Raw genomic sequence first — 13,720 nt, 5'->3', positions numbered from 1 at the left:
ACCGCCCCTCAACGCGAGGTGTCATTCGGGGTTGACTCAAAAATCAGTCGCCGCCACACTTCCTGCGTCTCCACGCGCCGCTGACCCCATCCTTTTCCAACGGGGGCGGGCAGCGAGCCGTCACGCAGGAGTGGCCATGTCCGCCGGGATCAACACCTACAAGACCGACCTTCGAGAGATCTTCTTCACGCTGTTCGAGCAGTTCGGCTTCGGCCAGGTGGCCGGCCAGGCGCCCTTCGACGCCTGGGGGCCGGACGAGGCGAAGGCGGTGCTGACGGAGACGTACCGCTTCGCGCGCGAGGTGCTGGGGCCCCTCAACTCGGTGGGCGACCGTGAGGGCTGCCGGGTGGAGAACGGCGCCGTCTTCACGCCGACGGGCTTCAAGGACGCGTGGAAGAAGCTCTACGAGCAGGGCTTCAAGACGGTGGGCGTGAGCCCGGAGCACGGCGGCCAGGGCTCGCCGATGATGCTCCAGGTGACGGTGGAGGAGCTGCTGTCGGGCGCCAACTCGGCGTTCAACATGTACCCGGGCCTGGCCTTCGGCGCGGCGGAGGTCGTCGCGGAGTGTGGCACCCCGGCGCAGCAGAAGCAGTTCGTGGAGCGCATGCTGAACGGCACGTGGGGCGGCACCATGTGCCTCACCGAGCCGCACGCCGGCTCCGACGTGGGCGCGGCCAAGTCCACGGCCCGCCGCAACGGCGACGGCACCTACAACATCCGCGGGACGAAGATCTTCATCTCCGGCGGCGACCACGACATGGCGGAGAACATCATCCACCTCGTGCTCGCGCGCATCGACGGCGCGTCGCCGGGCACCAAGGGCCTGTCGCTGTTCATCGTCCCCAAGCTGCGCATCAACGCGGACGGCAGCTCCGGCCAGGCCAACGACGTGAGCGTGGGCTCCATCGAGCACAAGATGGGCATCAACGGCTCGGCCACCTGTGTCCTGAACTTCGGTGAGAACGACAACTGTGTCGGCGAGCTCGTGGGCACCGTCGAGCACGTCGGCATGAGCCAGATGTTCAAGATGATGAACGGCGCGCGCATCGCCGTGGGCATCCAGGGCATCGGCCTGGCGTCCGCCGCGTACTACAACGCGCTGGACTACGCGAAGGACCGCAAGCAGGGCTCCCACTTCACCAAGTGGAAGGACCCCACCGCGCCGCGCGCCGCCATCATCGAGCACCCGGACGTGCGCCGCATGCTGCTGGACATCAAGGCGCACGTGGAGGGCATCCGCTCGCTGATCATCAAGCTGGCCATGCACCTGGACAAGGCGCGCCAGCTCGCCGGCAAGGATGACGACGCGGCCACCTACCACAAGGGCCAGGTGGAGCTGCTCACCCCGCTGGTGAAGGCGTACAGCTCCGAGCAGGCCTTCCGCCTGTGCGCGCAGGCCATCCAGATCTACGGCGGCGCCGGCTACATCCAGGACTACCCGGTGGAGCAGTACACCCGCGACTCGAAGATCTTCTCCATCTACGAGGGCACCACGCACATCCAGGCCATGGACCTGGTGGGCCGGAAGATGGGCCAGGCGGGTGGCATGCACTTCCAGCAGTTCATGGGCGACGTGGGCTCCTTCATCGAGGCCCACCGCGAGCACGCCGTCTACGGCGAGGCCGTGAAGCTGCTGGCCGCGGCGCAGGAGGCCCTGATGGCCAGCGCCATGGTGGTGTTCGGCTGGTCGCAGGACGGCAGCAAGTTCCCGCTGATTCCGCTGTCCGCCAACCGCTTCCTCAACATGATGTCCGAGGTCGCCGTGGGCTGGCTGCTGCTGGACGCGGCCCTCATCGCGGAGAAGGCCAAGGCGTCCGTTGGCGCCGACCACCCGGACCACGCCTTCTACGAGGGCAAGAAGTACAGCGCCCTGTGGTACGCGCGGAACGTGCTGCCCAACGTGGAGCAGGCGGCGAAGATGCTCACCACCGAGGACACCTCGCCCATGGACATCTCGGACGCCGCCTTCGCGTCCGTCTGAGCCCCGCGCCCCGCTGATGCAGCGGGGCGCCTGGAGCACCCAGGCCACCCGGGCTCGCTGCCCTGGGTGGCCTTGTCGTTTCCAGCGAGCGTGGGCGGGTGGGCTATTCGCCTTCGCGCACGCCGATGGCGAGCTGCGCGAGCCCGGCCTTCTTGGCCAGCTCCATCACCTGCACCACGGTGCCGTGGGGCACGCCTTCGTCGGCCTGGACGATGACGACCGTCGCCTCGTCCTTCTGCCTGGCCTCGTCGAAGGCCTGCTGCAGCTCGTCCTGGGAGACGACGTTGCCGGCCAGCATGAAGCGCCCGTCCGCGAGCACCGCCACCGACAGGTCCGTGGACCGCGCGGTGACGTCCGCGGCGCCGCCCTTGGGCAGGTTCACCTTGAGGCCCGCCTTGGCGCCGCCGCCCGGCCCCTGCTGGACGATGACGGAGCTGGTCACCATGAAGATGATGAGCAGCACCAGGAAGATGTCGGTGAGCGGGGTGATGTTGATTTCGGCGAAGACGCCGTCCTCGGAGCCGTCGTCGCTGCCCGGGGTCTTTCCCATGCCCATGGTGCGTGCTCCTCCGGCCTAGGCGGGCTGCGCGTCCGCGCGCGGGGCGGGGACGGCCTGGGGTTCAGGGGGCGTGGGCTCCGCGGGCGGCAGGCCGGCGGCGCGCTCCTTGAGCAGCTCGACGAACTCGTCGCCAATCAGGCGCAGCTCCACCAGCACGCGCGACAGGCGGGCCTGGAAGTAGTTGTAGAAGACCATGGCCTGCACGGCGACCAGGATGCCCACCGCGGTGGCGACCAGGGCCTCGGAGATGCCCGTCATCACCGCCGCGCTGCCGCCGGTGCCGCCCGCCTCCACGTCCAGGCCCAGGTCCTTGAAGGAGCGCATGATGCCGGCCACGGTGCCGAAGAGGCCCACGAAGGGGGTAATCGAGCCGATGGTGGCCAGGATCCACAGGTAGCGGCGCAGCTTGAGGGCCACCTGGGCGCGCTCGCGCTCCACCGCGGCTTCAATCCCGGCGCCCCCGGCGGTGCGGCTGCGCTCCATCCGGTCGAACCCCGCCAGGAAGATGTCGGCGGCCACCGCGTCGGAGCGCTCGGCGGCGGTGCGGGCCGCCGCGACGTCCCCGCGCAGCAGGTGTTTGTTCACTGTCTCACCCAGGGCGCGGGAGCGCTCACCCACGCCCCAGAGCGCGATGATGCGCTCGACGGCGACAATCAGCGCCGCGACCGACGCGAAGATGAGCAGGGCGAGGGTGACGCCACCCAGGCGGAGGTAATGGAGGAGGTCGTTCAGGCTCATTGGTGGGTGACCGGGCAGGGCGGCTTGGCCCAGACTAGGACATATGAACCGCGCAGCCGCCGCAATCTTCCTGGTAGTGCTCTGTTCTGGCTGTCCCAAGCGAATCGAGTTCGGCCCGGAGGGCGAACTCACGGACGCGGACACCGTCTATCAGCGCGTCGTGAAGAACCAGGACAACGTCGTGACGCTGGAGGGTGACGCGAAGCTGCGCGCCGAGCTGCCCGACCAGAGCGGCACCTTGAGCATGTTCGTCGCCGTCACCCGGCCGGCCATGCTGCACCTGGAGACCTTCGACTTCTTCAACAGGCCGCTCGCCTCCCTGGTGTCCGACGGACAGCGCTTCGGCCTGTATCAGGCGGAGACGAACACCTGGTACCAGGGCCCCGCCAGCCCCGCCAACGTGTCCCGCTTCCTGCCCGTGATGCTGCCGGGCGAGGAGCTGGTGCCCATCATGCTCGGGCAGGTGCCGCTCATCCCGCCGGAGCGGATGACGCTGGCGCTGGACCGCAAGAAGGGCGTCTACGTGCTGACCCTCTACCGGGGAGAGGCCACCCAGATCCTGGAGGTCCACACAAAGTACCTGCGCGTCATGCGGAGCCAGGTGCGGGGTATCCCGGGCTACGACCTGGCCTTCGAGGACTTCCTGGAGCAGGGCGGGCTCATCTTCCCGGGCCGGGTGTCACTGGAAGCGAAACAGGCGAAGACGAAGCTCCAGGTCCGCTACCAGCAGATCAAGCTCAACGCGCGGCCGGACCTCACCCTCTATGAGGTGGCGCCGCCCGAGGGCGCACGGGTGGTGGAGGTGGACGCGGCAGGCCGGGAGCTGCCCGCCGGGGCGCCGGCCTCCGGGTCGCCCGCGCCCCTGGCACCGGGTTCCTGACCGGGCAGGCGCGTTAGAAGGGGCGCACGCTGCCGAGACAGTCTAGAGTGCGCCGCACGACATGGCACAGATCAAGCTCGGTGAATTGCTGATCAAGGCGAACGTGCTCCAGGAGAGCCAGCTCAAGGCCGCGCTCGCCGAACAGGCGAAGTGGGGCGGCAAGCTCGGCGAGATCCTGGTCCGGATGAGCCTCGTCTCCGAGGACATCCTGGTGCGCGCCCTGTCCAAGCAACTGGGGATGCCGGCGGTGAACCTGGACGCGGTGCAGATGGTGCAGCCGCACGTGAAGGCCAAGATTCCGTCGCAGACGGCGCGGGACTTCTCCGTGCTGCCGCTCCAGCTTCGCGACGACGGCAAGTCGCTCGTGGTGGCCATGGCCGACCCGCTCAACGTGCGGATGCTGGACGAGCTTCGCGCCGTCACCAAGTGCCGCATCATCCCCAACGTGGCGGGCCGCACCTCCATCGCCCGGGCCTTCGCGCGCATCTACGAGCAGAACCACGAGCTGGAGGACGCGGACACCAACTTCAAGGTGGTGGACGCCCAGGGCCGCACGGTGGTGAAGAACCTCAAGGACCTGGACCCGGCGGCCGTGGCGACCAGCCCCGCCCGGCCCCGGCTGCCCGGCCCCGCCCGCGCCGGAGCCGCCCGCCGCCCGGCCCGCGGCCTCCACCGGGAGCCCGGCGGAGCTGCTGCGCAGCGTGGAAGACGTGCAGCGCAAGGAAGTCGCCGCCCTCAAGGCGATGGTGGAGCTGCTCATCGAGAAGGGCGTGTTCAGCCGCGAGGAGTACCTCGCGAAGGTCAAGCGGTAGTCCCACATGCGCAAGAAGATTGGTGAGCTGCTCGTCGAGGCGGGGGTGGTGACGGAAGAGCAGGTCCGCGTGGCACTGGGGCGCCGGGGCGCGTACGGAGGCCAGCGGCTGGGCGAGGTGCTGGTGGCGCAGGGCCTGTGCACGCCCACGCACATCGCGCGGGCCCTGTCCGCCCAGCACGCGCTGCCCTTCGTGGAGCTGCCGGAGGAGATTCCGCCGGACGTCGTCGGGCTGGTGTCCGTGGACTTCCAGTCCGAGCACCGCATCGTGCCGTTCCGGCTGGAGCTGGAAGGCCGCAGCGAGCGCATCCACGTCGCGGTGGAGGACCCGGGAGACGTGACGCTCGTGGACGAGCTGCGCTTCCAGCTCCGCAAGCAGATGCGCGTCTTCGTGGCCGCGTCGGACGACCTGGACGCCGCGCTGGCGCGGGCCCGGGGCGAGCCGTTGGACATCGTGGAAGCCGTGGCCCTGGAGGACGAGGACGGTGCGCCGCCCCCGCCCGTGGCCGCTGGCGCGCCGCTCGACTGGGATTTTCCGGAGGCTCCGAAGCCCGTGCCCAAGCCCGTACCGCCTGCTCCGCCGCCCGCCGCCCGTCCCCCCGCGCACCGAGGCCCGGCCTCGCCGCCGCCGCCCCCGCCGGAGGCCACCGACGGGGAGGCTGGCGTGGACGCGCTGGATGACCTGCTGGGCCGGAAGGCCTCGCCTCCGGCGCGGCCGCCGCCTCCGCCGCCTCCCGACTCGGAGGGGGACGAGGGCCGCCCGCGCGTGCCGGTGGTGATGTTCGGCGGGGCGGCGCAGGGCTCGCGTCCGTCGGTGCCGCTCACGCCCACGCCCCAGTTCTCCGACGAGGACCTGTCCATCCTGGACGACATCGAGCGCATCTCCCGCGGCGAGGACGCCTCGCTGGACACGGAGAAGGTGAAGCCGGCCCGCATGGTGGCCAGCCTCATCCGCCTGCTCATCCGCAAGGGCGTCATCCAGGAGGGGGAGTTCCTGGAGGAGCTGGCGCAGAAGTGACGGCCGTCGGGACCGCCGCGGGCCAGGAGCTGTTGCTCGACGTCCGCGGGCTGTCCTCGGAGCTGTCGCTGGAAGCCGGGCCCGTGCGGGCGGTGGACGACGTGTCCTTCTCCCTGCCCCCCGGCGGCACGCTGGGCGTGGTGGGGGAGAGCGGGTGCGGCAAGAGCCTCACGGCGCTGTCCCTGCTGCGGCTGGCCCCCGCGCCCCCCGTGCGCGTGGTGGGCGGCGAGGTGCGCTTCCAGGGCTTGGACCTGCTGTCGCTGCCGGAGCCCGAGCTGCGCCGGGTGCGAGGCCGGCACGCGGCGATGATCTTCCAGGAGCCGATGACGTCGCTCAACCCGGTGTTCACCGTGGGCGAGCAGATCGCCGAGGGCGTCCGGCTGCACCTGGGGGCCTCGCGCGCGCAGGCCCGGGAGAAGGCGGTGGAGATGCTGCGGCAGGTGGGCATCCCCGCGCCGGGCGAGCGCGTGGACGCGTATCCGCACCAGCTCTCCGGAGGCATGCGGCAGCGGGTGATGATTGCGATGGCCCTGGCGTGTGATCCGGCGCTGCTCATCGCGGACGAGCCCACCACCGCGCTGGACGTCACCATCCAGGCGCAGATCCTGGACCTGCTCTCGCGGCTCCAGGCCGAGCGGGGCATGGCGGTGCTCCTGATCACCCACGACCTGGGCGTGGTGGCGGAGAGCTGCGACGCGGTGGTGGTGATGTACGCCGGCCGGGTGGTGGAGCGCGCGCCGGTCCACTCCCTGTTCGCCCGGCCCGCGCACCCGTACACGGAGGGGCTGCTGCGCTCGATGCCTTCCAGTCGTGACGGGGCCGGAGCCGGGGCGACGGCCGCTCGGGCCCGCCTGCGGTCCATCCCCGGCAGGGTGCCTCCGCTGCGGCTCCTGCCTTCCGGCTGCGCGTTCCGGGAGCGCTGTGAGCGCGCGCTGGACGTCTGCGCGCGCGTGAAGCCCACGCTCACCTCCCCCAGGGAAGGTCAGTGGGCGGCCTGCCACAACCCGGTGCCCGCGCCATGAGCGCCGGGCCGCTGCTCCAGGTCCGCGACCTCCAGGTGCACTTCCCGGTGCGCGGCGGCGTGCTCGGCCGGGTGCGCGGCGCGGTGAAGGCCGTGGACGGCGTGAGCTTCGAGGTGATGCGCGGGGAGACGCTGGGCCTGGTGGGGGAGAGCGGCTGCGGGAAGAGCACGCTGGGCCGCGCGGTGCTGCGCCTGGTGGCGCCCACGGCGGGCTCGGTCCGCTTCGACGGACAGGAGCTCACCGGGCTGTCCCCGCGCCAGTTGCGGCCGCTGCGCCAGCGGATGCAGGTCGTCTTCCAGGACCCGTATGCCTCCCTCAACCCGCGGCTGACGGTGCGGGAGATCCTGGAGGAGCCCTTCGCCATCCACGGACTGGCGAAAGGGCCGGGCGAGCGGGAGCGCGAGGTGGCCGCCCTGGTGGACGCCATGGGGCTGCCACGCGAGGCGCTGGAGCGCTTCCCGCACGAATTCTCAGGAGGGCAGCGGCAGCGCATTGGCATTGCCCGCGCGCTGGCGCTGCGGCCCGACCTGGTGGTGGCGGACGAGCCCATCAGCGCGCTGGACGTCTCCGTGCAGGCGCAAATCGTCAACCTGCTGGTGGACCTGCAGCAGGCGCGGGGCCTCACCTACGTCTTCATCGCCCACGACCTGAACATCGTCGAGTACGTGTCCACCCGGGTGGCCGTCATGTACCTGGGCCGCATCGTGGAGCTGGCGCCCGCCGCGTCGCTCTACCGTCAGCCGCGCCACCCGTACACCCAGGCGCTGCTGTCCGCGGTGCCCGTGCCGGACCCGGGCCGGGCCCGGACGCGGCTGCTGGTGCCGGGCGAGCCGCCATCGCCCCTGGCGCCGCCCCCTGGATGCACCTTCCATCCGCGCTGTCCTCATGCGATGGAGCGGTGCCGGCGCGAGGCGCCCCCGTCCTACGCGCTGGGCGGTGGCCACTTCGCCGCGTGTTTCCTGGCGGAGTCCGACGCGCGCGAGGCCCCGTCCACGGCCCCCTCTGGAGGAAGTCCCGGTGTTCTGGCTCAGCCACCATCATCCGGATGAGTACAACCGCACGTACCTCTTCGGGGGCGTGCGCGTGTGCGCGCGCTGTCTGGGGACCTACCCGGTGCTGCTGGCGGTGATGGTGGGGCTGTTCGCCGTCCGCGCCCCGCTGCGGTGGCCCTGGGACGTGCCCGTCGTCCTGGCGCTCACCGTCCCCGCGCTGGGGGACTGGGCCGTGGGGCGCTTCCGGCCGGCGTCCGGAAACAACGCGGTGCGCACGCTGACGGGCGTCCTGCTGGGGGCGGCGCTCGGCCGCTCCCTGTACGTGCACCTGCAGCAGCCGCTGCCCCCGGTGCTCCTGGCGCAGGCCGCGCTCGTGACAGCCGTTGCCGTCCCTGTCATTCTCGCCACTTACCAGAGACCGCGCCGGGGATAGACCCTGGCGGCCCGTCACCCGTTAAGTGTGCACGGGTGGCGGAGCGGGCCGGGCGAGGGTGGCTCCAAGGAGAGTGGGGGAGTGTTGGGACCGGAAACCTCAGACGAGCGGCTGATGCTCGCCTTCCAGGCGGGGGACGCGCGCGCGTTCGAGGCGTTGGTGCGCAAGCACCGGACGCCGGTGTTCAACTTCATCCTGCGCTTCACCGGGCACCGGGCACGGGCGGAGGACGTGCTGCAGGAGACGTGGCTGAAGGTGGTTCGGAACGCCGGCGATTACACGCCCAAGGCGAAGTTCACGACCTGGCTCTACACGATTGCGAGGAACCTCTGCGTGGACAGCGCGCGCAAAGAGAGCTACCGCCAGGCGACTTCCCTGGAGGCGCCCGCCCCGGGCGCGGAGCGGGACGAGTCACGCCCCCTGGGCGAGGGCCTGCCGGACATGGGGGCCAGCCCGGAGCGGGGCGCCCACAACGCCCGGCTGCGCCCCATGCTGGAGCGCGCGCTGGCGTCGCTTCCGGAAGAGCAGCGTGAAGTCTTCACCCTGCGCGAGTACAGCGGCATCCCCTTCAAGGACATCGCGGAGGTGACGGGCGTGTCCGAGAACACGGTGAAGAGCCGGATGCGCTACGCGCTCGACGGGCTGCGCCGCCGCCTGGCGGAGATGGGCGTGGACGGCGACCTCGCCGAGGATGGAAGGACGGTGGTGGGATGAAGCCGCAGAACGCGCATGCGCAGGAGGACCGGCTGCTCGACTTCGCCTATGGCGAGCTGCCGGTGCCCGAAGCCCGCATCGTCGAGGCGCACCTGCAGGGCTGCGCCCGCTGCACCCAGGCCCTGGACGACATCCGGGGCGTGCGCGCCACCATGTCCCAGCTCGCGGTGGAGCCCGCGCCGGACGCGGGGCTGGAATCCCTGATGGCCTACGCCCAGCAGTCCGCGCGCCGCGCCGCAGCGGGCCCGGAGCCCAAGCCGTCCCGCTGGCGCCGCTGGCTGTTGCCCGTGGTGGGCCTGGCCTCCGTGAGCACCTTTGGCCTGCTGACGCTCCAGGCCCGCGCCCCCGAGCTCACGCGGCCTGACTTGAGCGCGGCCCAGGCCTCGCCCGTGGTGCTGAAGGAGGAAGGGGCGGCCGCCACCGCGAGCGAGGGATACGCGCCAGCGCCCACGCCCGCCGCGCCCGCGCCCGCCGCGATGCCGGCGACGCCCCCCTCGGATGAGGCGGGGGCCAGCGCCCTCCGCCGTAAGGACGTGGCGGCGCCGGCCAAGAATTCCATGGGGGCCGAGCCCCCGCGCGAGGCGAAGCCGCGGGCGGAGAACTGGTCCAACGCGGGCAGTGGCGGCGGGCTGGACATGCGGATGCGCGGCGAGCGCGAAAGCAAGGGGAAGCGCATGGCGCCCGCGCCCTCCGCCGCGGTGCCCAAGGCCGACATGGCGCGGCTGGCGCCGCGGTTCGACCCCCAGGTGACGGAAGGGGCGGACCTGGACGAGGAGTCGGGGGACGGCATCGGGGGAATGGAGCGGCCCGAGCCGCGCGAGGTGGCCTCCGCGGGCCGGGCCAAGCGGCGGGTGCCGGACTCGCAGGCGCCCGGCGCCGTTCCTCCGCGCGACTCGCTTCGGATAGGTTCCAAGGCGCCGGCGGGGCGCGGCATGTCCTCCGCGAGCGCATGGGATGCGGCGCCGGAGGCCCCAACGGAAATGGAGGACGCCACCGCCCAGGGCGAGGTCCTGGCCGAGGCCCCGCCGCCGCCTCCTCCCTCCGAGCCGGATGCGCCCGTCGCCGCGGCGGCCGCTCCGGCGCAGGCGCCTTCCGTCACCGAGCTGTCACGCAAGGCCCGGGCGGCGCTCGCGGCGGGGGATCACGCGCGGGCATCCGCGCTGATCCGCTCGGCGCTGGCGGCGGGCGCTGCCGGAGAGCCGCGGTGGGAGCTGCTGAGCCAACTGTGTGAGTCGGAGTTCGCCCTGGGGAGAGGCGCCGAGGGGCGCGCGGCGTGCGGGCTCGTGCTTCGGGAGGCGCCGGGCTCGAGCGCCGCCAGCGCCGCCCGCCGGCTGCTCTCGCGTGAGTCACCGCCCGCCAAACCCGCGAAATAGCAGGGTGTAGATTCTCAGCAAATGGGAGGGAAACGTAGGCACAGGTCTGTCCATTTGACCGATGCGCTTCTGACACCCGTCCCCGGATAATGGCTTCATGGGACAGGAAGCACAGGAATCGCGAGCGCAGGGGGCGTCTCGCCGGCAGTCGGGTCAGGCCGCCGTCGAAGCGGCCATGATCATGCCGCTCGCCGTCTTCATGACGCTGGGGATCATCCAGCTCACGATGATGCAGCACGCCAAGCTGATGACGGAGTACGCCGCCTACCAGGCCGCGCGTGCCGGCATCGTGTGGAACGGCAACAACGAGCGCATGCACGACGCGGCCATCGTGGCGCTGCTTCCCACCATGGGGCGCACCGACGACATCGTCGAGCTGGGCAAGACGTTCGTCCTGCACCAGCTCTACGACTCCGGCATGCGCATGCTGAACTTCGGCGGTGGCCGCGTGCCCCGGACGGTCAACGGGTCCAACCTGTTCGGCGTCATCCGGGTGGACACCGTCAGCCCCGCGTACTTCACGCCCATTGACTCGCTGTGGAAGCTGCGCAGCGGCGCTGCGTGGCAGGAGCTGGACTTCGACGGCGCGGACTCCTTCCCGGAGGTGCCCACGCTCGAAAACCACATCCGCAAGTTCTTCAACCTGCCGGAGCCGGACGACGCGGAGCTGGTGTTCCGCAAGTCCACCCGGCTGACCATCCGCCTGCGCTACTGGTACCAGCTCCGCGTACCCTTCGCGAACGCCATCATCTTCTACTCGTGGTTCGCCTCGAACGCGGGCATGGCGCTGCGAGGCGCCATCGACCGCAGCACCGTGGACCCGCGCGCGAACATGATGAACCGGCGTGGCAATCTCACCCCGTTGCTCGCGGGGGCCCGCGGCATCGAACACGAGATGGGGTACGACTCCGTCTATCCGCTCGAGATGACCGTGCTCTGGATGCTGGCCAACGGCAGCGTCCCCATCGTTTCCGATCTGGCTGGCAAGCGGTACTTCATGCCGCTGACCGCGACGTACAGCATGCGCATGCAGTCCAACTTCCACCGCAAGTGGATCATGCACCTGAACCCCGAATGGGGCCTGTAAGAGGAAGAGGACTCCCGACCCATGTTCACCCGGACCCTCCGACAGAGTTTCCGCCGCCAGGAAGGCCAGGCCTTGGTTCTGGCCGCCCTGATGGTGCTGGTCATGTCCATCGCCGTGTTGACCACGGTCAACATCGGCCACACGGTGCATGAGCGCATCCGCCTGCAGAACACGGCGGACGCGGCCTCGTACTCCATGGCCGCCATGGAGGCGCGCGCGTTCAACTTCTACGCGTACGCCAACCGCACGCAGGTGTCTCACTACGTGTCGGCGATGATGTGGCAGTCGCTGCTGTCGCTCATCTACTCCGCCGAGGCGTTCCTCACGGACATCTTCGGCTTCATGAAGACGTTGAATCCGTGTTCAGGCACACCCAGCGGCATCTTCTGGACGGTCGCCTGTCCCATCCTGGAAAACGTCATTCCCTATGTGAGCGCCGTCATCAAGGCCATTGGCCGTATCATGGACGCGTATCGCAACTCGTTCCTCAGACCCATTCAGCAGGTCATCCGGAGACTGAACCCGGACGACAAGATTGGGAAGTGGCTCATCCCGGCGCACCGCGTGCTGAACGGGGTGATGTACTTCGCGTCCCAGGCGGTGATGATGTCCGCGTCGACGCACGTGACGCAGACCACGCAGACCGTCATCGACGACAACGACAGCAACATCTCCTCACTGGCCAGCCAGTTGGCGACGGGGCTCTACAGCCAGTGCCTCTTCAGCCAGGCACACAGCCCCTACTCGGGCGGCAAGCCGCTCGCGCCGAACACGTGGAAGAACCCGTTCGGCGCGCTGGATGTGACGAAGAAGGACCGCAATGACCCCATCGCCCGGGCCAAGCGCTCCATGGGCGGCATCACGAACGCCACGCGCTACGGCTGCGACGCCCAGGGAGGCGCGTGTCCTCAGGGCTTCATCACCAGCCGCCGCATGGGGGACCTGCTGCCGCTGCCGGACATGCTCGGCTTCATGAGGGACCTGTTCAACGATGGCATCGACACCCCGGTCTTCAGCTTCGGGAAGCTCGGCCAGACGCGCATGCTCTCCACGGGGTTCCCCAACGCGGCCGCGCTGAAGAAGGGCAGGGGCCCTGGCAACGACGCCCGCAACTACATCCGGGACTGGAACGACAACCTCCATCCCTGGGGCATGACGGCTCAGGGAGACAACATCGGCTCGGATGACCCGTATTGGCTCAAGTTCGGCCCCGCGGAGATCGACATTGGCGTGGCCAAGGCGGACAACCCGCTGTCGTGCAACAAGGACGACAACTACTGGCGCTGCTTCGGCGACAATCGCAAGGGCAAGGGGGACTCCGCCCGCGGGAGCGCCAAGCTGCCCTACAAGCACATGACGAAGACCAGCATCTGGGCGCTCAACGACCACGACAGTGGTGGGACCCGGGGTGGCCTCCACTGGCGCGTCAACTACTACGACAACCCGGAGCGCTGGGTGGGCCACGTGCGTCCACGGCGCGCCGAGGGCGTGGTCGGTCTGTATGAGGACCCGAGGTTCTGCCTGGCCAGGGTCCTGGGGGCGTGCGTCGTCAGGACGCGCGTCTACGCGGCCAACGTCAGGCCGGTCCAGGACGGCAACCACCCCTGGGGCGGGCTGACGCCCTTCATGCACTTCGAGCCCGGCCAGCTCGGCTCGGTGTGCAACCCCACCGCCAACGCTTCCATGTCGGACGCCGCCAAGCGTACGGCGGACTTCAACCAGCCCACGGCCTGGGTCGCGCTGAACAAGGACCCGGACCAGGTGGTGAACCGGGAGAACAAGGACGGCACGGGCACCAACGCGCCGGCGCTGCTCAACGATGAAGGCAAGGTGAAGTTCGCCTTCACGCCCGACACGGATGGGCTGGAGATGCTGAACAACCGGAAGAAGTTCCTGGGCCTGGTGGAAGGCCTCAACGTCATCTCCCGCGGTCAGACCTACTACCACCGTCCCGGCAACTGGGCGGAGCAGCCCAACTTCTTCAATCCGTACTGGCGCCCTCGCCTGGCGTCCGTGTTCCAGGGCCGCAACTCACTGCCGAAGATTGGTGAGATGATGGACGCGCTGCCCGGCCCGCTTCAGGGCATTGCCCCGAAGATCATTACGCACTGA

General features: G+C 70.2%; 13 protein-coding genes. 11 read left to right on the top strand and 2 right to left on the bottom strand.

The annotated features are described in order from the left end of the window. Nucleotides 1-136: 136 nt before the first annotated feature. The gene (locus MYMAC_RS22995; protein WP_013941233.1) at nt 137-1,981 is read left to right on the top strand and encodes an acyl-CoA dehydrogenase; all 1,845 of its coding nucleotides are present in this window, start codon (nt 137-139) and stop codon (nt 1,979-1,981) included. Between the two features lie 103 nt (nt 1,982-2,084). Here the strand turns inward: MYMAC_RS22995 and MYMAC_RS22990 are convergent, their stop codons facing one another. Both MYMAC_RS22990 and MYMAC_RS22985 read right to left on the bottom strand, forming a co-directional pair. Beyond that, on the bottom strand, nt 2,085-2,537 hold the full coding sequence (locus MYMAC_RS22990) for an ExbD/TolR family protein (protein WP_095959653.1): 453 nt from the start codon (nt 2,535-2,537) through the stop codon (nt 2,085-2,087). Between the two features lie 18 nt (nt 2,538-2,555). After that, entirely contained in the window at nt 2,556-3,278 is a 723-nt protein-coding gene (locus MYMAC_RS22985) for a MotA/TolQ/ExbB proton channel family protein (RefSeq protein ID WP_013941231.1), read from the bottom strand. A gap of 43 nt (nt 3,279-3,321) precedes the next feature. On the opposite strand from MYMAC_RS22985, the gene MYMAC_RS22980 reads away from it, so the two are divergent. The 10 genes from MYMAC_RS22980 (at nt 3,322) to MYMAC_RS22935 (ending at nt 13,720) form a co-directional block, all read left to right on the top strand. Then, nucleotides 3,322-4,158 (top strand): DUF4292 domain-containing protein, encoded by an 837-nt coding sequence (locus MYMAC_RS22980; RefSeq protein ID WP_095959652.1) that lies wholly within the window; start codon nt 3,322-3,324, stop codon nt 4,156-4,158. A 61-nt stretch (nt 4,159-4,219) separates the two neighbouring features. Further along, complete coding sequence (locus tag MYMAC_RS22975; RefSeq protein WP_239988962.1) at nt 4,220-4,996, top strand: cyclic di-GMP-binding domain-containing protein, MshE-related; 777 nt, start codon at nt 4,220-4,222, stop codon at nt 4,994-4,996. Then, nucleotides 4,977-5,987 carry a GspE/PulE/PilB domain-containing protein gene (locus tag MYMAC_RS22970; RefSeq protein WP_095959651.1) on the top strand — a complete coding sequence of 337 codons (1,011 nt, stop codon included), beginning with the start codon at nt 4,977-4,979 and terminating at the stop codon, nt 5,985-5,987. The genes MYMAC_RS22975 and MYMAC_RS22970 overlap by 20 nt, the downstream gene beginning before the upstream one ends. Next, a complete protein-coding gene (locus MYMAC_RS22965) occupies nt 5,984-7,009 on the top strand; it encodes an ABC transporter ATP-binding protein (RefSeq protein ID WP_095959650.1) in 1,026 nt (341 codons plus the stop codon). Before MYMAC_RS22970 ends, MYMAC_RS22965 begins: the two co-directional genes overlap by 4 nt. Next, nucleotides 7,006-8,058, top strand: a complete 1,053-nt coding sequence (locus tag MYMAC_RS22960) for an ABC transporter ATP-binding protein (RefSeq protein WP_170114761.1) — start codon at nt 7,006-7,008, stop codon at nt 8,056-8,058. The genes MYMAC_RS22965 and MYMAC_RS22960 overlap by 4 nt, the downstream gene beginning before the upstream one ends. Then, a complete protein-coding gene (locus MYMAC_RS22955) occupies nt 8,027-8,434 on the top strand; it encodes a DUF2085 domain-containing protein (protein WP_095959648.1) in 408 nt (135 codons plus the stop codon). The genes MYMAC_RS22960 and MYMAC_RS22955 overlap by 32 nt, the downstream gene beginning before the upstream one ends. Nucleotides 8,435-8,515: 81 nt before the next feature. Beyond that, complete coding sequence (locus MYMAC_RS22950) at nt 8,516-9,148, top strand: RNA polymerase sigma factor (RefSeq protein ID WP_095959647.1); 633 nt, start codon at nt 8,516-8,518, stop codon at nt 9,146-9,148. Beyond that, on the top strand, nt 9,145-10,521 hold the full coding sequence (locus tag MYMAC_RS22945; RefSeq protein ID WP_095959646.1) for an anti-sigma factor family protein: 1,377 nt from the start codon (nt 9,145-9,147) through the stop codon (nt 10,519-10,521). The genes MYMAC_RS22950 and MYMAC_RS22945 overlap by 4 nt, the downstream gene beginning before the upstream one ends. 97 nt (nt 10,522-10,618) lie before the next feature. Beyond that, nucleotides 10,619-11,608: a TadE/TadG family type IV pilus assembly protein gene (locus tag MYMAC_RS22940; RefSeq protein ID WP_095959645.1), complete on the top strand. Its 990-nt coding sequence runs from the start codon at nt 10,619-10,621 to the stop codon at nt 11,606-11,608. A gap of 21 nt (nt 11,609-11,629) precedes the next feature. Beyond that, on the top strand, nt 11,630-13,720 hold the full coding sequence (locus MYMAC_RS22935) for a TadE/TadG family type IV pilus assembly protein (protein ID WP_095959644.1): 2,091 nt from the start codon (nt 11,630-11,632) through the stop codon (nt 13,718-13,720).

The organism is Corallococcus macrosporus DSM 14697 (genome assembly GCF_002305895.1).
In the GTDB taxonomy this organism is placed as follows: domain Bacteria; phylum Myxococcota; class Myxococcia; order Myxococcales; family Myxococcaceae; genus Myxococcus; species Myxococcus macrosporus.
This window is presented reverse-complemented; position numbering and strand designations above follow the sequence as displayed.